Annotated in this window: 14 protein-coding genes and 1 pseudogene; 7 read left to right on the top strand and 8 right to left on the bottom strand. The window is 60.8% G+C overall.

All coding sequences use genetic code 11. The features are described 5' to 3' along the window. Positions 1-95 precede the first annotated feature (95 nt). The 3 genes and pseudogenes from G6N47_RS16085 to G6N47_RS16075 all read right to left on the bottom strand — a co-directional run. Positions 96-1,208, bottom strand: a pseudogene (locus G6N47_RS16085) (DegT/DnrJ/EryC1/StrS family aminotransferase); the annotation flags it as partial. Between the two features lie 634 nt (positions 1,209-1,842). Continuing rightward, the gene (locus G6N47_RS16080; protein WP_139799653.1) at positions 1,843-2,682 is read right to left on the bottom strand and encodes a class I SAM-dependent methyltransferase; all 840 of its coding nucleotides are present in this window, start codon (positions 2,680-2,682) and stop codon (positions 1,843-1,845) included. Positions 2,683-2,753: 71 nt separating this feature from the next. Beyond that, positions 2,754-3,602, bottom strand: a complete 849-nt coding sequence (locus G6N47_RS16075; RefSeq protein ID WP_083133634.1) for a phthiotriol/phenolphthiotriol dimycocerosates methyltransferase — start codon at positions 3,600-3,602, stop codon at positions 2,754-2,756. A 283-nt stretch (positions 3,603-3,885) separates the two neighbouring features. Here G6N47_RS16075 and G6N47_RS16070 point away from each other — a divergent pair, with 283 nt between their 5' ends. From G6N47_RS16070 to G6N47_RS16050, 5 genes are all read left to right on the top strand, one after another. Continuing rightward, positions 3,886-5,289, top strand: coding sequence for a hypothetical protein (locus tag G6N47_RS16070; protein ID WP_083133635.1), 1,404 nt, complete (start codon positions 3,886-3,888; stop codon positions 5,287-5,289). A 466-nt stretch (positions 5,290-5,755) separates the two neighbouring features. Continuing rightward, positions 5,756-6,175 (top strand): MmpS family protein, encoded by a 420-nt coding sequence (locus tag G6N47_RS16065; RefSeq protein ID WP_083133636.1) that lies wholly within the window; start codon positions 5,756-5,758, stop codon positions 6,173-6,175. Next, a complete protein-coding gene (locus G6N47_RS16060; protein ID WP_083133637.1) occupies positions 6,172-9,057 on the top strand; it encodes an MMPL/RND family transporter in 2,886 nt (961 codons plus the stop codon). Before G6N47_RS16065 ends, G6N47_RS16060 begins: the two co-directional genes overlap by 4 nt. Positions 9,058-9,079: 22 nt before the next feature. After that, a complete protein-coding gene (locus tag G6N47_RS16055) occupies positions 9,080-11,995 on the top strand; it encodes an MMPL/RND family transporter (protein ID WP_083133638.1) in 2,916 nt (971 codons plus the stop codon). 284 nt (positions 11,996-12,279) lie between these two features. After that, positions 12,280-12,606 carry a hemophore-related protein gene (locus G6N47_RS16050; protein WP_083133640.1) on the top strand — a complete coding sequence of 109 codons (327 nt, stop codon included), beginning with the start codon at positions 12,280-12,282 and terminating at the stop codon, positions 12,604-12,606. Positions 12,607-12,865: 259 nt separating this feature from the next. Here G6N47_RS16050 and G6N47_RS16045 read toward each other — a convergent pair whose 3' ends face one another. Genes G6N47_RS16045 through gmd form a run of 3 tightly spaced genes read right to left on the bottom strand, consistent with a single transcriptional unit; the run spans position 12,866 to position 15,567 of the window. Continuing rightward, positions 12,866-13,540 (bottom strand): methyltransferase family protein, encoded by a 675-nt coding sequence (locus G6N47_RS16045; protein ID WP_083133641.1) that lies wholly within the window; start codon positions 13,538-13,540, stop codon positions 12,866-12,868. Positions 13,541-13,579: 39 nt separating this feature from the next. Then, on the bottom strand, positions 13,580-14,548 hold the full coding sequence (locus G6N47_RS16040) for a GDP-L-fucose synthase family protein (RefSeq protein WP_139799660.1): 969 nt from the start codon (positions 14,546-14,548) through the stop codon (positions 13,580-13,582). Continuing rightward, positions 14,545-15,567: a GDP-mannose 4,6-dehydratase gene (gene gmd / locus G6N47_RS16035; protein ID WP_083133702.1), complete on the bottom strand. Its 1,023-nt coding sequence runs from the start codon at positions 15,565-15,567 to the stop codon at positions 14,545-14,547. The genes G6N47_RS16040 and gmd overlap by 4 nt, the downstream gene beginning before the upstream one ends. Positions 15,568-15,671: 104 nt before the next feature. Between gmd and G6N47_RS16030 the strand changes: the two genes are divergently transcribed. Beyond that, the gene (locus G6N47_RS16030; protein ID WP_139799655.1) at positions 15,672-16,406 is read left to right on the top strand and encodes an O-methyltransferase; all 735 of its coding nucleotides are present in this window, start codon (positions 15,672-15,674) and stop codon (positions 16,404-16,406) included. A 74-nt stretch (positions 16,407-16,480) separates the two neighbouring features. Here G6N47_RS16030 and G6N47_RS16025 read toward each other — a convergent pair whose 3' ends face one another. After that, a complete protein-coding gene (locus G6N47_RS16025) occupies positions 16,481-17,752 on the bottom strand; it encodes a glycosyltransferase (RefSeq protein ID WP_083133644.1) in 1,272 nt (423 codons plus the stop codon). 236 nt (positions 17,753-17,988) lie between these two features. Further along, complete coding sequence (locus G6N47_RS16020; protein WP_083133645.1) at positions 17,989-19,530, bottom strand: MFS transporter; 1,542 nt, start codon at positions 19,528-19,530, stop codon at positions 17,989-17,991. Positions 19,531-19,733: 203 nt separating this feature from the next. Between G6N47_RS16020 and G6N47_RS16015 the strand changes: the two genes are divergently transcribed. Continuing rightward, positions 19,734-20,747 (top strand): hotdog fold thioesterase, encoded by a 1,014-nt coding sequence (locus G6N47_RS16015; RefSeq protein ID WP_083133646.1) that lies wholly within the window; start codon positions 19,734-19,736, stop codon positions 20,745-20,747. Positions 20,748-20,830: the final 83 nt, after the last annotated feature.

The following is a 20,830-nucleotide window of genomic DNA, read 5'->3' as shown; positions in this document are numbered from 1 at the left end:
TGTGCGCGTTGGCAAGCCCCGGAGTAACGGTCGTTGCCCCTACTACTTCGACCGGTTCGCAGGCCAACAGGCGCGTGGACGAGCTGCGAGCCCCGCTGCACCGCGGCAACGACGCGGGCGACGTCGTCCGAGGCCATGTAGTGGTGAACTGGCAACGAGACGATCCGAGAGCAGACATCCGCCGTGTTGGTGAGGTCGGCTGACCTCACCAACCGGGGGTTGGCCATGAAGTATGGGTGCAGGTGTTGCGGTGGGTTGTAATAGTCGTGGGCCCGGATCGCATATCGCCGCAGCTTGGCGAGCACCGCGGCCTTGTGGTCCGCGGACTCGCAGCATGCGCTGGCGAAGCAGACCGAGGAAGCATCAGCATTGGGCTGAAACCGCAGACCGACGGGAGTCAGTTCGGCGCGATAGCGCTCGAAGACGGTGCGGCGGCTGGCCAAACGATCGTCGAGCCCACGGAGTTGGCGCAGTCCGATCGCCGCGCTGAGTTCCGGCAGCTTCCCGTTCATCCCGAGCTGCGTGGTCTGCCGCCCGGTGAAGCCGAAGTCTGCAAACGTGCGCGCTTGCTCGACCAGCCGGGGCTCGCGAGAGACCAGCGCGCCGCCCTCACCCACCGCGAACGGCTTCGTGGCATGGAAAGAGAAGATCTCGCAGGCGCCGCGCCCGCCGAGGCGCTGCCCGTCGGTGTACGCGGAGCCGAAGCCAGCGGCGGAGTCGAGCACGATCGGCAACTCCCACTCGGCGGCGAACGCCTCCCAGGCATCGATATCCGGGTTACCGACGCCGAACACGTTGGGGAGCACGATCCCCGCGATCAGGTCGCGGGAGCGCTCCAAGACGGCCCGTGCCGAGGGGGCGCTTGGCTGCCAGGTGTCGGCGTCTATGTCGACGAACCACGGCCGGTAACCGGCCCACAGCGCAGCTTGGGCCACAGCGACGAAGGTGAATGACGGCATTAGCAGATAGCGGTCACGTGTTCCGGGGCCAACGGCGGCATGAAGCGCTGCGATCAACGCCATCGTGCCGTTCGCGAAGGTGGCGACATGCAGGTCGGGCCCGAGATACTCGCCGAGCGCCGATGCGAACCGTCGTTCCTTCGGGCCGAAATTCGTGTACCAGTTGGCGCTGACGATGTCGTCGAACTCCTCGGCGAGTTCGGCTGGCGTGGGAAAGCTTGGACGGATAAACGGGATCTCAGCGGGCATCGAGCCACCGATCCCGAATCCGGACAAGTGCTGGTGCAGGAGCACCCGGGGATGGCCCGCTCCGCGGCGTCGTTGACCTAGCGACGCCGCCATCGCTCAGCAGCGCCCCACCGTAACCCGTGCGCTCATTGAACGCCGTCGACGCAGGGCGAAACTCGTCGACGCGGGCCATCAGCCGCTCCAACCCGCTCCCCCCTTTTCAGGGAACTCGAAGCTCCCAGGCGGGGGCTTTGCGCAGAAGGTACGCCACGTTCGCCGAATTTCGAGTCAAATGACCAAACTTCAGCAAATTAGTTTTCGATAGGCCTAATTCGACCAAGTTCAATAAAGGCGCAGCTTGTACGGCCTTTTGCACACATGCTGAATATGTGGGCTCGCGGCACTGGCGAAGCTTATCTCTGACGCGGATCCAACCCTGGTCTTCAACATCTGTCCAACGACGTTACTGGCCGCGAACCGCGCGTCGCAGTCTCGCCGTCGATTACGATTCGGCTGCTTAGGCCGCAGGGCGGGCTTCCTTAACCGCGGAGTCCGCAGCGGACCGGTGCCTCATGTGCGCAGTCATCGGTTGATCGCGGACGTCGCCGTTACACCTGTTCTCTTGACGCAGTTGTTGCCTGTTACACGTGCGCAATCATTGCCATTGAACAGCGGTGAGATCAGCGGTCACACGATCGGTAAACTTTGTTTTTCTCTGCAGAATTATTTGGTCGTAGGCGGCTAGGACCTTGTATTCGCCGGGATGGTATGTCAAAAACTGATCGATTGCCCACCAGGGGTTAGCCCGAGCGCGCGGATAGCACGGCCATAAAAAGTCATCGAAAATCATTATTCCGCCCTGTTTCAACAAGCGCCATGCCGTGATCCCATCCATCAAAACATCGTCGGCAAAATGGGATCCATCGACATAAATCAGATCGAATTCTTGCTGTTCATCCAGCAGTTGCGGCAACACATGTAAGGATGACCCCTTGCGCTTTGTAAGGCGGGCTGCACACGGGGCAAGATTGCCGTCGAATCGCGCTTCCAGGTCCCGCGCGTCTGGAGTTGCGTTGTACAAGTAATAGTCGATGCCGGCCCATGTGTCTACTGCGGTTAAGTGGCCTTGGGTAAAGTAGGTCAAAAGAAACAGGCTCGACCGGCCTTCCCACGATCCGATTTCAAGGATCCGCAAGGGGTCTACACGATCAAAAATTTTGGAAAAAACACCACACCATTGAGTGACGATCACGTCATTCATATCAAACCATCGTTCCTTGAACTGACCCTGCGCGGCATGCTCCTCGAATGCAGCGCGAACCTCCGCAATGTGTCTCGCCGCACTGGGGACAACTCCAAGTTTAACCAGAAGATAGCGCAAGTTGCATGTGAGGAAGTGCCACAATACGGAAGGGTGTCTACTCCCGATACGCAATAGAAAAACGACGTATCGGATGGACCAACGAATCTTGGTCGCGGTTGTCAGCCCGGTCATATTCCTCGTGCTTTTCTCTGATTGTTGATCGTGGTCTCTCGGTCAGATTTTGTGCGTTTCAACCCATGCAATTACTGTGGCTCAGCTGGGCGGTTCGTCTCCTTGGTCAGACAGTACATCCGGTATGCGTCTCGTCCGCTCTGGATGTTTCGATAGATCGCCGATCCATGTACGGGCAGCATGTCGCGCACCCAACGCCGCAAAAAACGCGGTGCCGCGTTCTCCATCGATGCCTGCATTCGCTCCGAGTTCAGTGTCATCCCCCGCAGGACCTCGGCGTCGATGTTTCGCCACGACACCACTTGCAGGCCGGGCGCACTGTTCAGCTCTGCCTCCCATTGGGCGCACACGGATCGCTGACGTAGGTCGGTGTAAAGGAACTTCCCGCCGGGCCGCAAAACACGGGAGACCTCGGCGAGGAATCGGTCGAAATGCGGGTAGCAGTGCGATGACTCGACATTGATGACCGCATCAAACGAATCGGGAGGGAAGGGAAGGTTTTCCGCGTCGCCGTGAACGAAATCCAGTCCTGGCACCTGGTGGCGCCGGCGGCAGAACTCGATACCGGCGGCATTGACATCCATTCCGATATAGGAAGCCGGTGCCAGCGCGCGCGTCAGATACGAGGCGCCGCCGCCATGCCCGCAGCCCACCTCTAGTACCCGCTGGCCGGCGAGGCCCCCAGCCTGGGTGGCGGTGGCGTGATACAGCTGGATCGGGTACCGCTCGGGTTCGTCGGCGGCATCCAGCGGCAGGCCCATCGGCGGGTCTTGCTCGTAGCCGTAGTTGAGGAACACCGCATCGTCGGCGACACGGCCAGTCAGATAGCGATATAGCCGTCTCTGCGCGGAATAGATGACTGCCTTCGTGGCGGGCTCAATCACGCCGTCGCGTAACGCGCGTGCGATGGTGGTGGCCATCAACACTCCCCCTTCTATAACGACGCCATGCGTCAACAACCCGTCCACCGGAATGTAGACCCCTGCCGCGGGTGCCGGACTCGATTACCTAAAGCGCTCGCGCGGGTCGGCGGACACCGATCGGCGCTCGCCCATCCCGCCACGGCGAATCAGATAATCTCAGCTCATGGATCGGTTGGACCCCACCACGGGCCACGCCGTCTCGGGCAGAGGCACCCTTAATGGTCAGGTGTACACCCCACTGGGCACCACGGGCGAATCCCGTGTTCTAAGGGGCTGATCCGTGCCGATTCGGTTACGTCCTGCACGCGAGTCCTTCCGCAGCCACACATCCAATCACGTTGCGCGACCGGACAATCGGCTCGCCTTGGTGGACCAAGCCCTATTTGCAGGGCATCGGGCAGCCAGCCAGAAGGTAATCATCGAAGTCGTATGGGTTTATGAGCACGGCATCAACCTCGACGGGTTGAGGCGTTTTCACCGCAATCTTGGTTACGGGTTGTTGGGGCGGCGCATCGAGCGTTCTCCGCTCCCGTTCGGCCGGCATCGGTGGGTTGTAGATCGGGGCCCATCGGACATCGATATCGCTGAGCGCGCCCGGCCACGGGCGGAACTCAGCGACTGGGCCGATGAACGCTCTCAACTACCAGTCGATCCTGAGCGGGGCCCGGGTTGGCATCTTGGCGTGCTCCCACTTACCGACGGTTCGACCGCGGTCAGCTTGGTGCTCGCCCACTACTTAATCGACGGCCTTGGGCTTGCCCTCGTGCTTGCCGACGCGATCTTGGGCAACACGCACGACCTCGGCTACCCGCCGCCGCATTCGCGAAGTCGGCTGCGCGCCGTCGTCCAGGACGCTCGCCAAACCGCGCAGGACATACCCGAGGTTGTCCGGGCGGTCGTCTCGGCGGCAAAATTGGCCCGCCGTGGCCGGCTTGAGGTGGCGCAATCACCGGCACCGCGACCCGTCGCGGTCCATGGAACTGACGGCGACGACGTGGTCGTCGTGCCCACCATCACTATCTACGTCGGCCTGGATGAATGGGACGCGCGTGCGAAAGCGCTTGGCGGAACGAGTAACACGCTGGCCGCGGGGCTGGCTGCGAAGCTCGGAGAGCGCGTGGGACGTCGACGAGCCAGCGACGGCGCTGTGACATTGCAACTGCCCATAAGCGAGCGAGTCGAGGGTGACACGCGCGCGTTCGCATTGTCGTATGCGCGCGTCAGTGTCGACCCGACCCACGTAACAACGGATTTGGGTGACGCCCGTGCCGCGATCAGGGAGGCGCTGGGATCGGTGCGGGAAGCGGCAGATGAGTCGTCCCAAGTGCTTTGGCTGACACCCTTCACACCAAAACGGGCAATGAAGCGGATGGTCGATGCCGGGTTCACCGACCCTGATCGGCCGGTGTTCTGTTCTACTCTGGGCGACCTCGGCTCGGTGCTGTCACGCCTCGATGGCACTGACGCCGAGTACGCCGCTGCACGCGTGACCGGGCAGCGCATAACGCGGCAGTGGCTTGAGCGAATTGGCGGTCAATTGACTGTGTTGTCCGGGCGCCTCAGTGGCAAGGTCTTCATCACCGTCGTCGCTTATCAACCAGGCGCCGAGAACACAAAGTCCGCTTTACGTGAGTTGGCCGCGCAGACGCTGGCCGAGTTCGGCCTGACCGGCGAGATCGACTAGCGAGCGCCGGTGGCGGCCGCGCGCAGACATGCTCCGCAGGGAACCTGGTGGCGCTCTGTTCAAGCCCGCGGACACCGACGGCGTGCCGCTGTTCGACGGCATTCCGACTCGATTGGCTGGTACATCCGGGCACTGGTCGAGCACTAGGAAGGCACTATGTGCCGAGTCCATGACGGGCGCATAGCGCCGTACCGCCCCGTTACGCACGTGCCATGCATTACGATCCGATATCGCGTCGGGAACAAGCCGTTATGGAGGCCGCCATCATGATTTACTCGTCAAGATCTGGTCGCGCTCCCGCGGGGGCCGCTCGTTTGAGGTGATCGCCGCACGGCTGGCCTGCGACGCTCATCGCACTCGAGATGCCGGTCTGGCGTGTCGTGACCGATGTGTAGTTGCATGGGCGGCCGGGTGACATGACGTCGGGTATGGAAACGGGTGGAGAGGATTCGCGATTTTCAGCGTTTTGAGACGGGTGTGGATTCCGCTGGTCATACTGGTCGTCATCGCCGGCGGAGGGTTTACCGTGACACGACTCCACAATGTATTCGGCAATGAGAAACGCCCGTCGTATGCCGACACCAAAGTCAACGACACCAAGCCGTTCAACCCCAAGCACCTGAAGTACGAAATTTTCGGGCCGCCGGGAACCACGGCCGACATCAGCTATTTCGACGTCAATGCCGATCCGCAACGAATCGAGGGGGCCCACTTGCCATGGACGTTGGACATGGCGACAACCGAGGCGACGGCCGTGGGAAGCGTTGTGGCGCAGGGCGACAGCAACAGCATCGGCTGCCGCATCTCCGTCGACGGTGAAGTCAAAGCCGAACGAGTTTCGCACGAAGTGAACGCCTTTACCTTCTGTCTGCTGAAGGCCGCATGAGCAACATCTACCCGGGCAACCAGCACACCGCGCCGCCATTCGCAGCGCGGACGATCCATCGATTTTCGGTGCCGATCATTTTGGGGTGGGTGGCGCTCATCCTCCTCGTGGGCGCCACGGTTCCCTCATTAGAGCAAGTCGAAAAAGAACACACGGTATCGCTCAGTCCTCCCGACGCGCCCTCATTCAAGGCGGCGAACCGCGTAGTGGAGGACTTCAAGGAAGCTACTTCCGGCAGTGTGGCGATGATCGTCCTGGAAAGCCAGCAACCCCTGGGCGACGAGGCGCACCACTACTACAGCCATTTGATTCGTCAGCTCCGGGACGATCCGAAGCATGTGCAGCACGTTCAAGATTTCTGGGGGGATCCGCTCACGGCGGGCGCCGCGGAAAGCGCCGACGGTAAGGCCGTATATGTCCAATTGGACCTCGCGGGTGAATTGGGCCAAACCCTAGGCAACGAATCCACCGAAGCCGTCCGAAACATCGTGGCGCGCACGCCGCCACCGCCCGGGCTCAAGGTGTATGTAACCGGCCCGGCGGCAATCGCGGCGGATATGGGCCACAGCGGGGACCGGACCGTCATCACAATCACCGTGGTGAGCCTCGCGGTGATCTTTACGACGTTGCTGCTCGTCTACCGCTCGGTTGTCACCGTCATTGTTCTATTGCTCATGGTCGGGATAGAACTGCAGGTAGCCCGTGGTGCAGTCGCATTTCTCGGTCATCATCAGCTTATTGGTGGCCTAACCACCTACGTCGTCAATCTGCTGACGTCCCTGGCGATCGCGGCCGGAACCGACTACGGCATATTCTTCTTCGGTCGCTATCAAGAGGCTCGTCAGGCCGGCGAAGACCGGATAACTGCTTTCTACACCACCTACCACGGGGTCGCGCGCGTTGTCCTGGCCTCCGGTCTGACAATCGCCGGCGCCCTTTTCTGCCTGAGCTTTACCCGACTGTCCGCTTTCCAAGCCATCGGCGTCCCGTGCGCGGTGGGCATGGTCGTCGCCGTCGCGGTGGCGCTCACCCTGGTTCCGGCAGTTATCGCACTCGGCAGCCGGTTTAGGCTGTTCGAGCCCAAGCGCAATGTCAGGGGCCATGGATGGCGACGGATAGGCACGGCGATCGTCCGCTGGCCCGCACCCATTTTCGCCGCGACAATGGCAGTCGCGCTTGTCGGGCTGCTGGCGTTGCCCGGATACAAACCTAACTACGACGACCAGCAGTACATCCCCAAAGACATCCCCGGCAATCTGGGATACGCCGCTGCTCAGCGGCATTTCCCCCAGGCGCGCATGATGACGCCCGAGATCCTGTTGATCGAAGCTGATCATGATATGCGCAACCCGGCCGATATGTTGGTTTTGAACAAGCTGGCGAAGGGCGTCTTTGCCGTTCCAGGCATTTCCAGCGTGCAGGCCATAACTCGGCCAACTGGCGAACCGATCCAGCACACGTCGATACCGTTCATGATGAGCATGGGACAGGCGAGTCAGCTGCAGAATATGCAGTTCCAGAAAGCCCGCATGAATGACATGCTCAAGCAGGCAGACGATTTGGCAACGACGATCAGCCTGATGCAGCGCATGTACGCGCTGATGCAACAGCTCGTCGCCACGACTCATCACATGGTCGGCGAGACGCACGAAATGGTTGCTATCACCGAAGAACTGCGGGATCACATTGCGGATTTCGAGGACTTCTGGAGGCCTATCCGGAGCTACTTCTACTGGGAAAAGCACTGCTACGACATCCCCATCTGCTGGTCGTTCAGATCCATCTTCGATTCCATTGACGGGATTGACGAGGTGAGCGACAAGCTCGAAGACCTTGTGAAAGACCTCGACCAGCTTGATCTGCTCATGCCGCAGCTGCTGACCCAGTTCCCGCCGATGATCGCGACCATGCAGAGCACGCGGACCATGATGCTGACGATGCACAGCACTATGTCCGGGATCTTCAACCAAATGGAGGACTCGAGCGACAACGCGACCGCCATGGGGAAGGCTTTCGACGCCGCCAAGAACGACGACTCGTTCTACATATCGGCGGAAGTCTTGAAAAACAAAGATGTCCAACGAATCTTGAAAGTCTTCGTGTCGCCCGACGGGAAGGCGACCCGCATGCTCATTTCCCAACGCGGCGATCCTGCGACAGTTGAGGGCGTTTCGCGGGTTGATGCAATAAAAACCGCGGCCGAGGAGGCGCTCAAAGGCACACCCCTGGAAGATGCCAAGATTTACCTCACCGGCACGGCGGCGATGGTGAAAGACATCATCGACGGCTCCAAATATGATCTGTTGATCGCGGCAGTCGCAGCGCTCTGCTTGATTTTCATCATCATGCTGATCATGACGCGAAGTTTCATTGCCGCTCTGGTGATCGTGGGTACCGTAGCGCTCTCGCTTGGAGCATCATTTGGGCTGTCAGTACTCGTGTGGCAATACCTTGTCGGCGTCCAAATACACTGGGTAGTTCTGGCGATGTCGGTGATCGTCCTTTTGGCGGTGGGTTCTGACTACAACCTGCTGCTCGTATCACGAATGAAAGAGGAAATCGCCGCCGGAATAAATACAGGCATCATCCGCGCCATGGCCGGTACGGGCAAGGTCGTGACGAACGCCGGACTGGTGTTCGCCTTCACCATGATGTCCATGGTGGTCAGCGACCTCCGCATCGTCGGTCAGCTCGGTACCACCATCGGCCTCGGTCTTCTTTTCGACACGCTGGTTGTGCGCGCATTCATGACGCCGTCCATCGCCGCACTATTGGGACGCTGGTTCTGGTGGCCGCAACAAGTGCGCCCCCGCCCCGCCAGTGCGTTACTTCGGCCAACCGGACCCCGCCCATTGGTCCGTTCCCTGTTACTGAAGGACTAAGCGGGTGCTTGGTGAACACCGCATGAGCACCGAACACACCCGGCCATCGTTGATAGCCCGGGTAATTCACCGGTTTTCGGTGCTGGTCATCCTGGGTTGGGTGGCACTGACACTGCTTGTGACTTTCGCGGTTCCATCGCTCGAGCGAGTCGGGCAACAGCATTCCGTCTCAATGAGTCCCCCTGACGCGCCGTCCGTCCAGGCGATGGTGCGGATGGGCAAGGACTTCCAAGAGTCGGATTCAGACAGTTTCGCGATGATCGTGCTGGAGGGGCAGCAGCCGCTCGGCGAAGACGCTCACAAGTACTACGCCGAGTTGGTCGGCAAGTTACGAGATGACTCCAAGCATGTTCAGCACGTCCAGGATTTGTGGGGAGATCGTCTGACGCAGGCGGGTGCCCAGAGCCCCGACGGCAAGGCCGCATATGTGCAATTGAACCTGGCCGGAAATCAGGGCACGCCGTTGGGCGAAGAGTCCGTCGCGGCGGTCCGGGATCTGGTCAAGCACACGCCGCCGCCCCCCGGGGTGAAGGCCTATGTCACCGGTGCCGCACCGCTAATTACCGATATGCAGCACAGCGGCAACAAATCCATCTTGAAGATTACCGCGGTAACCGTCGCGATGATCTTCACGATGCTGCTCCTGGTGTACCGTTCGGTCATCACCGTGGTTCTGCTGTTGGTCACGGTCGGGATCGAATTAGGCGCGGCCCGCGGAATCGTCGCGTTTCTCGGTCATAACAATATTCTGGTCCTTTCGACATTTGCCATTAACCTGTTGGTATCCCTCGGCATCGCGGCCGGAACCGACTACGCGATATTCTTCTTCGGTCGATATCAAGAGGCGCGACAGGCCGGCGAGGACCCGGAAGCTGCCTACTACACCACATATCGCAGCGTCGCCAAAGTGGTGTTGGCCTCCGGTCTGACCATCGCTGGGGCACTCTTCTGTCTGAGCTTCACACGGATGCCCTACTTCCAGACCATGGGCGTCCCCTGCGCCATCGGCATGTTTGTTGCCGTCGCGGTTGCGCTGACGCTGGTTCCGGCAGTGATCGGCCTCGGCAGCCGCTTTGGGTTATTCGACCCTAAGCGCATGATCGGGGTCCGTCGCTGGCGCCGGGTCGGCACCGCGATTGTCCGCTGGCCTGCGCCCATTCTGACCGCCACTTGCGCGATCGCGCTGATTGGTCTGGTGACGCTCCCGGGCTATAAGACGAGCTACAATGACCGGCTGTATATCCCGCAGGACCTTCCCGCCAATATGGGATACGCGGCGGCTGACCGTCATTTCTCCCAATCGCGGATGATGCCGGATATTCTGATGATCGAGTCGGACCACGATATGCGTAATCCGGCAGACTTTCTGGTGCTGAACAAACTAGCCAAGGGCGTCTTTCGCGTGCCGGGAATCTCCCGGGTACAGGGTATAACCCGGCCCGAAGGAACGCCGATTGGCCACACGTCGATACCGTTTCTGCTCAGCATGCAAAATGCGACGCAGCTAGAAATCATGCAGTATGTGAAGGCGCGCACGGGCGACATGCTCAAGCAGGCCGACGACATGGCGAAGATGATCGCCATCATGCAGCACCTATACGGCCTGATGCAACAGATGAACAGCATCACGCATTCCACAATCACCCGCACAAAGGAAATGAAGCTCATCACCGATGAATTGCGGGATCACGTCGCGGATTTCGAGGATTTCTGGCGGCCGATCCGCAGCTACTTCTATTGGGAAAAGCATTGCTATGACATCCCGATCTGCTGGTCGCTGAGATCGATTTTCGATGGTATCGATGGTGTTGATGAGCTCACCGATAAAATGGGTGACCTCATCAAAGATCTCGATCAAATCGATGTGCTGATGCCTCAGCTGCTCCAAAATTTCCCGACCATGATCGCAACCATGCAGAGCATGCGGACCATGATGTTGACGATGCACAGCACCATGTCCGGGGTCTTCAATGAGATGGACGAAATGAGCGATAACGCCATGGCCTTGGGCCAGGCGTACGACGCCGCCAAGAACGACGATTCCTTCTACCTGCCCCCGGAAGTTTTCGAGAACGCAGACTTCAAACGTGCGATGAGTTCCTTCCTTTCCCCCGACGGTAGGGCTGCGCGGTTCATTATTTCGCAGCGCGGCGATCCCGCGTCGGTCGAGGGCACCGGACGTATCGACAAGGTGAGGACGGCCGCCGAGGAAGCCCTTAAAGGAACACCTCTGTCGAACGCCAAGATCTATGTCGCCGGTACGGCGGCGACCTACAAAGACTGGGGAGACGGCTCCAAATATGATCTCTTGATCGCCGGAGTTGGTTCGCTGTGCCTCATTTTCATCATCATGCTCATCATCACGCGGAGCTTTATCGCCGCGTTGGCCATTGTGGGCACGGTGGCAGTTTCGTTGGGTGCGTCCTTTGGGCTGTCGGTGCTGATTTGGCAATACATTCTCGGTATGAAATTGCACTGGATGGTGCTTCCGATGTCGGTGATCATCCTGTTGGCGGTGGGGTCTGACTACAACCTGCTGTTGGTATCACGAATGAAAGAGGAAATCGCCGCGGGAATAAACACGGGCATCATCCGCGCAATGGGTGGTACCGGGAAGGTCGTGACGAACGCGGGATTGGTGTTCGCCTTCACGATGATGTCCATGGCAGTCAGTGACCTGACCATCATCGCTCAGGTGGGTACCACGATCGGTCTCGGTCTGTTGTTCGACACGTTGGTTGTGCGCTCGTTCATGACGCCGTCGATTGCCGCGCTGCTCGGACGTTGGTTCTGGTGGCCACAAGTGGTGCGCCCACGCCCGGCGAGCGCCTTGCTTCGCCCGTACGGGCCGCGGCCGTTGGTTCGATCCGTGCTGCTGAGGGACGCGGACGATGACGCGATCACGGCCCCTATCCCAAGAGCGGTCCCTCGGGGTTGACCCCCACCGTTATCCGCTGCCGCGGATACGCACGCGGCGTTGCTGTTCGCATCGAATTTGCAAACACTTTGCCTGTCAGAATGTTTGCATCGGCATCCAGAGGGGCAGCCCAAGCAGGTGAGCCTGGCTGTACAACAGTTGCACGATGTGGTTACGCGACAACGCCCGAAAGATCTTCGTCGTGGGGCTCGGGGCGGTCGGCGCCCTAGCGGGTTGCGAAAAGCCGAGGCAAGGTTTGCGCCGAGCCGTTAGAGTCGGTGGAATCAGTTGGGAGGAGACCATAAATGACGAAACTGTCGTTGACCAGGCTGACGGTGACCATTGGCGGTCTGGCACTGTCCTTGACCGCCGGAGCCGGAATCGCGTCCGCAGACCCCGCTCTGGACCCGATCGTCAACACAACCTGCACCTACCCGCAGGCAGTGGCGGCGTTGAACGCGGAGAACCCGGACGCTGCAGCGCAATTCAACGCATCACCGCCCGCGCAGTCCGCGTTGCGTCAGTTCCTCGCCGCGCCACCGAGTCGACGCGCGCAGATGGCCCAGCAGATTCAGGGCTCGCCGTACTTCGGCGTTATCCAACAGATTGCCGCCACCTGCAATAACTACTGAGGGACCGCCGGATACCTACGAAGCAGACCATCCGGCCTAACCACGTCTGCTTTCATGGCAACACCTTCGCCCGGTCGCTAGGGGGCCTACAGCGGCGCTACTTTTGGGCACCATCAGCGGTAGTACAGGTCGCCGCGGTGCCGTAGGGTGCTGCAACCCTATCGCGGTGGATCGGCATATGCCGGCTAACCCTGGCTAGCGGGTACTTACCGATGGGTCCGGGGACTGCTCAGTATTTCCGCTGCGAGTCATACGGCTGTTACCAGATCCATGGCACCAAGCGGTAGCGAACCTGCTGTGTGTACTCACGATATCCGTCCAACTTTTCCTGGAGCAGCTTCTCCTCGTCGCGAATTCGCAACGTGAGTGCAATGAAGCCAGGCACGACGAACACGAGTCCCACGTAGGAACCGAGTGCAAACGGTATGCCGGCCATCATGATCACATAGCCGGCATACATAGGGTGCCGCACCAACCCATACAGGCCGGTGGAAATGACCTGCTGGCCTGCTTCGACCTGTACGGTTGCGGCTGCATAGCTATTCTGGATGACCACAAGCATCGCCACCACCAGTCCAGCAGCGACCAACGCATAGCCACCCAAACAGACTGCCGTGGGAACTGACGACCAACCGCAGCGATGGTCGAGGGCGCTGACCACGACCATCGCTGCTAACGACAACCACACGCCGCCCATGATGAACTTCTGCACCGTTCGGCTCTCTCTGATTGGCCCCCCACCCATCCGCCGCTGAAGCGCGGCAGGATGCTTGCGCAGCAAGTAGACGCCGGAAATCCAGGTCGAAAGCGTAAGCGCCGCCAGAAAAAGCCACGCTTGCCAGTAATCAAACGTACCCGCTGGCAAAAACAGCATCGATCCAAATGCGACGAGCTGAACAAGCCCGAATACCAACATTTTGGGAATGAATTTCAAGGCTTCTCCCGACGTCGATCCGGACCTCTGCCCACGTACTTATTTCCTTGCCGCGTCGGCATTGGCGCGGTACCACGCCACCGTTGCGTCGATGCCCTCCCGCAGCGGGATTGTGGGCTGCCAGCCCGCCTCCCGCAAAACCGAGACATCCAACAGTTTGCGTGGCGTTCCGTCCGGTTTCCTTGCGTCCCAGTGGGTTTCGCCCTCGTAACCCACGGCTAGGGCCACCATGTCGGCGATTTCGCTGATGGTGTGATCGATGCCTGTCCCAACGTTGACGGGATTCGGCCCATCGAAATGTTCGAGGAGGAACAGACACGCGCTCGCCAGATCGTCGACGTGCAGTAGTTCACGGCGGGGGGTTCCGGTGCCCCAGTTCGTCACCTCGGGCGCGCCGCTAGCCCTGGCCTCGTCATACCTGCGGATAAGCGCCGGCAGCAGGTGCGAAGTGGATGAGGAAAAGTTGTCACCCGGGCCATACAGGTTCGTCGGCATGGCAGAAATCCAGGCCAGGCCATACTGCCGCCTGGCCGATTGGACGTGAATGATGCCCGCGATTTTCGCGATCGCGTACGCGTCATTTGTCGGCTCCAAGGGCCCGGTAAGGAGCGCAGTCTCCTTAATGGGCTGCGGGGCGTATTTCGGGTAGATGCAAGAGGATCCGAGGAACAGCAACCGCGGCACGCGCGCGGCAACCGCAGCATCGAGCAGGTTGACCTGTATCCGGAGATTTTCGGAGAGGAAGTCGACAGGGTGTGTGCTGTTCGCCATGATCCCGCCGACCCTGGCCGCCGCATCGATGATCACCTGGGGCTTCGATTCGAGAATGAAGTCAAACGTCGCGGCGCGATCCGTCAGATCGAGGTCACTGCGTGACCGCACCAGGAGATTGGTAAATCCCTCCGTCCGAAACTTGTTTACCAGCGCAGACCCGACCAGCCCTCGGTGTCCCGCGATGTATACCGGAGACGCGCGGTCAAGGATGCCCACCGAAGTGCCCATCCTCAGCTCCAACCGGGCAGTATCGGCTTGTCGATCCATGGCGTGCCATCGCATTCCAGCGCGGCAACGTCTGCGTCCACCATCAGGCGCGCCAGTTCTGCGGTGTGTATCGAACCCTTCCAGCCAAGTGATTGGGCGGCCTTGGTTGCATCGCCAATCAGTGCATGCACCTCAGTTGGTCGCAGGTAGCGTTCGTCAAACCTCACATGTCTTTGCCAGTCGAGTCCGGCATGTTCGAACGCGGTCTGGGCGAACTCTCGCACACTGAAACCCCGCCCAGTGGCGAGGACGAAGTCTTCCGGCTCGGGAGTCTGCAGCATCCGCCACATCCCTTCGACATACTCAGGCGCATACCCCCAGTCGCGGACCGCATCGAGATTGCCCAGGTAGATGTGGGACTGGATGCCTGCCTTAATTTGCGCGACAGCCCGGGTGATCTTGCGAGTCACGAATGTCTCACCGCGCCGCGGAGATTCGTGGTTGAACAAGATACCGTTCACCGCAAACAATCCGTACGCCTCACGATAATTGCGAGTCAACCAGTACGAATAAACTTTTGCCGCACCATACGGTGAGCGCGGGTAGAACGGCGTCTGCTCATTCTGCGGTGGCGGCGACGCGCCAAACATCTCCGACGATGACGCTTGGTAGAAGCGACAGTGCACCCCGGACAGGCGCACCGCTTCTAACAGTCGGATCGATCCCATTGCCGTGGTGTCGCCGGTGTGTACCGGTTCGTCGAAGCTGACCCGCACATGCGACTGCGCCGCAAGGTTATACACCTCGTCGGGGTCGATGGTGGCGAGCAATGTCACCAAACGGGTGCCGTCGGTGAGATCGCCGTAGTGTAAGAACAGTCGTGCGCCAGGTTGGTGCGGATCGACGTACAGGTGGTCGATCCGCGACGTGTTGAACGTCGAAGCTCGACGGATCAGGCCATGAACCTCGTATCCCTTGCTCAGCAACAGCTCGGCAAGATATGAGCCGTCCTGGCCGGTGATCCCAGTTATCAGAGCTCGCTTCACTGGATTGCCACTTCCGTTGTCGGTGAATGCTTGTCGCAAACGGCCTTTCTGGCTGGCTTCAAAGTACCGCACGCGTGGCCCGGCGACGGGTACGCTACGAGGCCGTGACCGCTTATTCGTCCGGCCGCCGATTCGTTGTTTCTGTTCTGTCTCGACTTTACGGCTTCGGTGGCGCCAGAATGGGCCGACTTGAATACCGGTTCAGGCGGTCGGCGCGTTCCAGTTGGGGTGGTCCGATGAACGGCCAGGTTGGCAGGCAGAAGCTCTTTCGGCAGATCTTTGCGGAGCTACGGCCGGTCGCGATCGTCGAAACGGGCACGTTCCGCGGAACGACGACGGAGTTCTTTGCCGAATTCGGTGTTCCGGTGTATACGGCGGAAGTAACGCCGCGTTTCTACGCCTTCGCCGAAGAACGATTCCGTTCGGCGAGTGACAGGGTGCACGTTGTGCTGGCCGATAGCCGCGCATTGCTGCGCCAGCTGGCCACCGACCCTGCGTTCCCCAAAGACAATGTCTTCTTCTACCTTGATGCGCACTGGCATTTCGACCTGCCGCTGGCGGACGAGATCGACACGATATTCGGCTCGTGGAAGCGCTCGATAATCATGGTCGACGACTTCGCGGTACCCGGCGATTCGTATCACTACGACGACTACGGCCCCGGTGCTGTCCTCAATGCCGAATACCTCGACGCCCTGGGGCGCACCGACATGTTCAGGTTCTATCCGAGCCTACCGGCCGAGCAAGAAACTGGATACAAGCGCGGCTGCATCGTCTTGTGCAACGATCCGGAGACGCAGGAGCAACTTAGCCGTATTGAGTTGCTGAGGCCCGCCTGAGGCCTCCGCGCGGACAGGCCCTAGAAGCGTTTAACACCAGCCTTTTTCGTCTTTTACCGCTCCGTCGCGGTCGGTCAGCCAACGCGCCTAAGATGGGCGAAATTCTCTATTGCATCGGCGGCGGCCGCGACACTTTCGGCCGGCTTGGGCACCCGGGTCGCGATCTCCCGTGCCCGGGCGCCGTAATCGGGCGCAAGGATCCGGCGAAGGTCAGCGAGCAGCGACTTCTGGGTAATGCCGGAAATACGCCGGGTGACTGCCACGTCCAGTCGTTTAACTGCAGCGCCGCGCAGCATCTGATCGAGCGCCGTCCAGAGCATCAATTGCGGAACACCGGCGCGCAAACCCGCAGCCGTGGTGCCCGCGCCGCCGTGGTGCACGACCGCGCGGCATGCCGGAAAGATCGCTGAGTGGTTCATGTTGTCCACCACCTTGACGTGGTCTTGATGGGGTATGTGGCTGAAGTCTGTTCCCCTGCCCGAGCAAACCAACGCCCGCTCGCCCAACTCGGCGCAGACCGCGCTGATCATGGCAACCGTGTCGACCGAGGATTTAACCGTGATGCTGCCAAAGCCGAAGTAGATCGGCGGTGTTCCTGCGGCAATCCACGACAAGACCTCGTCATCGGCATCGGTCGGCAACTCCATCGTCAGCGTCCCGACAAACGGCCGTTGACCCTTCCATTTCGCCCATTCGGCTGCCAGTCCGGGAAAACACACCTCCTCATATGCCTGAATTTCTAGCGATCCGCGTTCGCTGATCCGCTGCGGCGCAGGACAAGTCGCCGTCGGTAGGCCCAGTTCACGGCGTTGGGTGTCCTCGAGCTTTTTGCTTGCGCGCCAAACCATCCACTCGCTGGCCTTCGTCAGCGAGCGGTTTAGTGCCGCCGGCAGGAATGGCAGTAGCTGGCCATTGACCCGCTTCGGGTTGTAATGCAGTGTGGCCAACGGAATGTCGTGGTACTCAGCAACGTTGGCAGCGAGTCGCTCGAAAACCAAGCCGGTGAACAGTAGGTCGGCTCCTTCGGCCAGCGACACCAGGGTCTTGGTCGCCTCCTCCCAGCACTGGGTAAGCAGCTCGGCGGCTTCGCGGTACAACCTGATCAGATCCGGGATTCTCCAAGGGCTGCGGAAGAAACATGTCCAGAACTCATGGTGCACGTCCAGCGAGGCCTGCGCATCAGGTCCGTAGGCTACCGCCGCAAACCCGAGCGATTCGGCAAAGCCAACCAGGTCCGAAGGGACGGCCACGCGCACCTCATGACCCCGGCGCATCAGTTCACGGGCGACCGCGGCGTTGGGCTCGATGTCGCCGCGCGTGCCATAGCTTGCGACCACAATTTTCATTACGATCCTGGCCTTTACACTTTCCGTGCACATTTTGCGAAAATGAAAGCGCCGACCTCGCTTCCGCGGCACAACCGCCCGGAAGTATAACCCGCTAACCGCGCTATCGGCCTGACATTCAGAAGGTTTGGGCAAGCGCCCCATGCCAGTTTTGCAATGGCGATTTGCTGACAAAGCGTGAATCGGAGCAGTATCCAAAGTTGGCAGCGTGTTCAAAGCCCCTCGCCGGCGACGAGTTACAACTCCCCGGCGTCGATGGCCTTCTTGACTTCCTGGGCACGAGCCACCTGCTGCGCGGTGTAACCAATGAGTAGCGCCACTCCCCCGACGAGGACGGCCACCCCGGCCAGCCAGAGCAGACCATAGGTGAAGCCATGGTCCAGCGCATTCAACTGGACTGCGTTCAAGTCTTTCGTCGGTCGCGTTGTCCCGCCCAGCTGCAGCGTGCGCAGCGTGATAACGGCCTGGATGACTGCCAGCACCACCGGGCCGCCGAGGCACCGCAGCATAAGCGAGATCGCCGATGTCGGTCCGATCCGGTCGAGGCCGACGCTGGCGATCACTGATAGCGCAAGCGGCAGATCGATCAAGCCGATACCGAATGCGCCGACGACAAGCGGCATCACCAGATTCGGGAAATACGGGACGCCGCGGTCGAGCGTCGACCCGAACAGCATTGCACCTAGCACCAGGATGCTCCCGGCGATCACGACCATCCGCGGCGGAAACCATGTCACCAGCCGTGACGACACACCTGCGCCCGCGCTAACGGCAACCGCGAACGGGATGAAGGCGAAGCCTGCGCGCAGCGCGCTGTAGCCCATGATGTCCTGCACATAGACGGCGACCAGGACGGTCAGAGTGAACAGCACCCCGCCGTCCAGGAAGATGGCCGCGAACGTTGCCAGGCGGTTGCGGTCAAAGAACAGGTTGAACGGGACGATGGGGTTTTCTGCCCTGCGCTCCACCACGACGAATGCTACGCAAGCGGCCACCGTCGCCACGCCCGCACAGATCGTCGTCGGTGACAGCCAGCCCTTTTCCGGCCCTATCGAGAAGCCGAAAACAGCAACGGTACAGATCAACGTGGCCAGCACAGCTCCAGCGGCATCCAGTTTCATCCGCGCCGTCTGACTTTCCTCCAGCGTGGCGCGGGCGCGGTAAATCACCAGCAGCCCTATCGGCACGTTCACCAAAAACGCCAACCGCCATGACACTTCGCTCAGTGCCCCACCAACAACTAGGCCTGCCACCAAACTGAAACTCGCGGTCGCACCGAATACCGCCATCCCGGCGTTGCGCACGGGGCCCTTCGGGAACATGGTCGCCGTCAGCGCCATACAAATCGGTGCGGTGATCCCGCCGGCCACGCCCTGCAGTAGTCGGGCCAAAACAAGGCTGCCCTCATCCCACGCGATGCCGCACATCGCCGAGGCGGCGGTGAACAGGATTACCCCTGCGAGGAATGTCCGTTTGCGGCCAATGGTGTCGCCAAGGCGTCCGCCAAGCAGCATCAGACCGCCAAAGGTCAGCACATAGGCGGTGATCACCCAGCTTCGCCCGGCATCGGACAGACCTAGGTCGTTCTGGATCTTAGGAAGCGCCACAACAGCAATAGAGCCATCCATCGTCACCATCAGTTGCATTCCGCCGAGCGCGATTACCACGTCGACGAATCGGCGCGACAGCAGTCGCGTGGGCTTGTCGACGGACATCGGGGTCGCTCGTTCCATGCGCTCGGTCGTGCATGCTTGCTCTGCATCCTCGCGAGCCGCCATAGCGGGCTACCCTACTCGAACCCCTCGCAGCCGCGGACGAAATTGCGAATGGGTCGCAGCCGCTGAAACGTACGAACTTGGCCTGCGCCAAGCGCTTTGCAAAATTCTTTGCCAGGGTACGAGGGCATGCGACGATCCGCGATCAGCTGCGGTAATCTCATTCTCGAAGCGCCTTTGTTGCGCGGCGGAAAGAGGAGAGCGCGATGGCCGGCCCGGACGAGGAAGTCGAAGTAACGCGCGGCGAGCGCTTCATCAAGACAGCGGTCGAAATTCTCGGCGAAACCGGGCGCACCGATTTCACCGTCCAGGAAGTGGTTGCCCGCTCCAAGACGTCGCTGCGGGCGTTCTACCAGCATTTCGCCAGCAAGGACGAGTTGCTGCTCGCCCTGTTCGACAGGACCATGGCCCAGACGGCACGGTCCTGGCGCGCCGAAACCACCGGGCTTGACAGCACCGCGGCGATGAAGCTGGTGATCGACCGGATCAGCGCCCAGCCGGAATCAAGCAAGCAAGACAGCCTCAACCGGGCACTGAGCCTGTACAACCAGCATCTGGCCGAAACCCGCCCCCGCGACTACGCCCGGGTGCTCTCACCGCTGCACCAGCTGATTCGCGACATCGTGCAGCGCGGCATCACCGAAGGGGTTTTCCGGCCGGGCATCGATATCGGTGCCGCGGCCGCGATCGTCATGCAGACCGTGTTGGGCGCACAGCGATTGCATTGGCTGGGCGCGGAATTGAGTGGCGCGCCGATCGACGCCGCACAGTTGTACGAGTTCTGCATCCGGGCGCTCGGCGCCGACGACGAGCACGAGGTGACGCCACCCACGCTGAGTGAATTGTTCGACCAAATCGGGCTACGCGACGCCGCCACCGACGACGGCTACGCGATGGAATTGCCGGTCAGCCCGCAGGTGGTCAACACCTCCGGAGCAGTGCAGGGCGGCCTGCTGGCCACCCTCGCCGACGTCGCCGGCGGACAGCTGGGGCTGAACTACCTGCCCGCCGGCGCAGGGCTGACCACCGCCGACCTGTTCATCCGCTACCTGCGGCCGATCACGGCGGGTTCGGCCCGGGCGGTCGCTCGCGTGCTGCGGGCCGGCCGGCGCGCCGTCGTCACCCAGGTGGACATTTTCGGCAACGGCGACGACGAACTCGCCGCCACCGCAACGGTGAATTTCGCGGTCGTCAGCCGCCGAGACGCCGGTCAGTCCTGAAAGCGCCGCCGACTGTTACGCATTACGGATTAGGGTGGTAATGTCATTACCACTACGCTGGGCCACCACTGCAAGGAGTCGCC

Source organism: Mycobacterium branderi, assembly GCF_010728725.1.
Classification (GTDB): Bacteria; Actinomycetota; Actinomycetes; order Mycobacteriales; family Mycobacteriaceae; genus Mycobacterium; species Mycobacterium branderi.
Note: the sequence above shows the minus strand (reverse complement) of the source record. Positions and strands in the feature narration are given on the sequence as shown.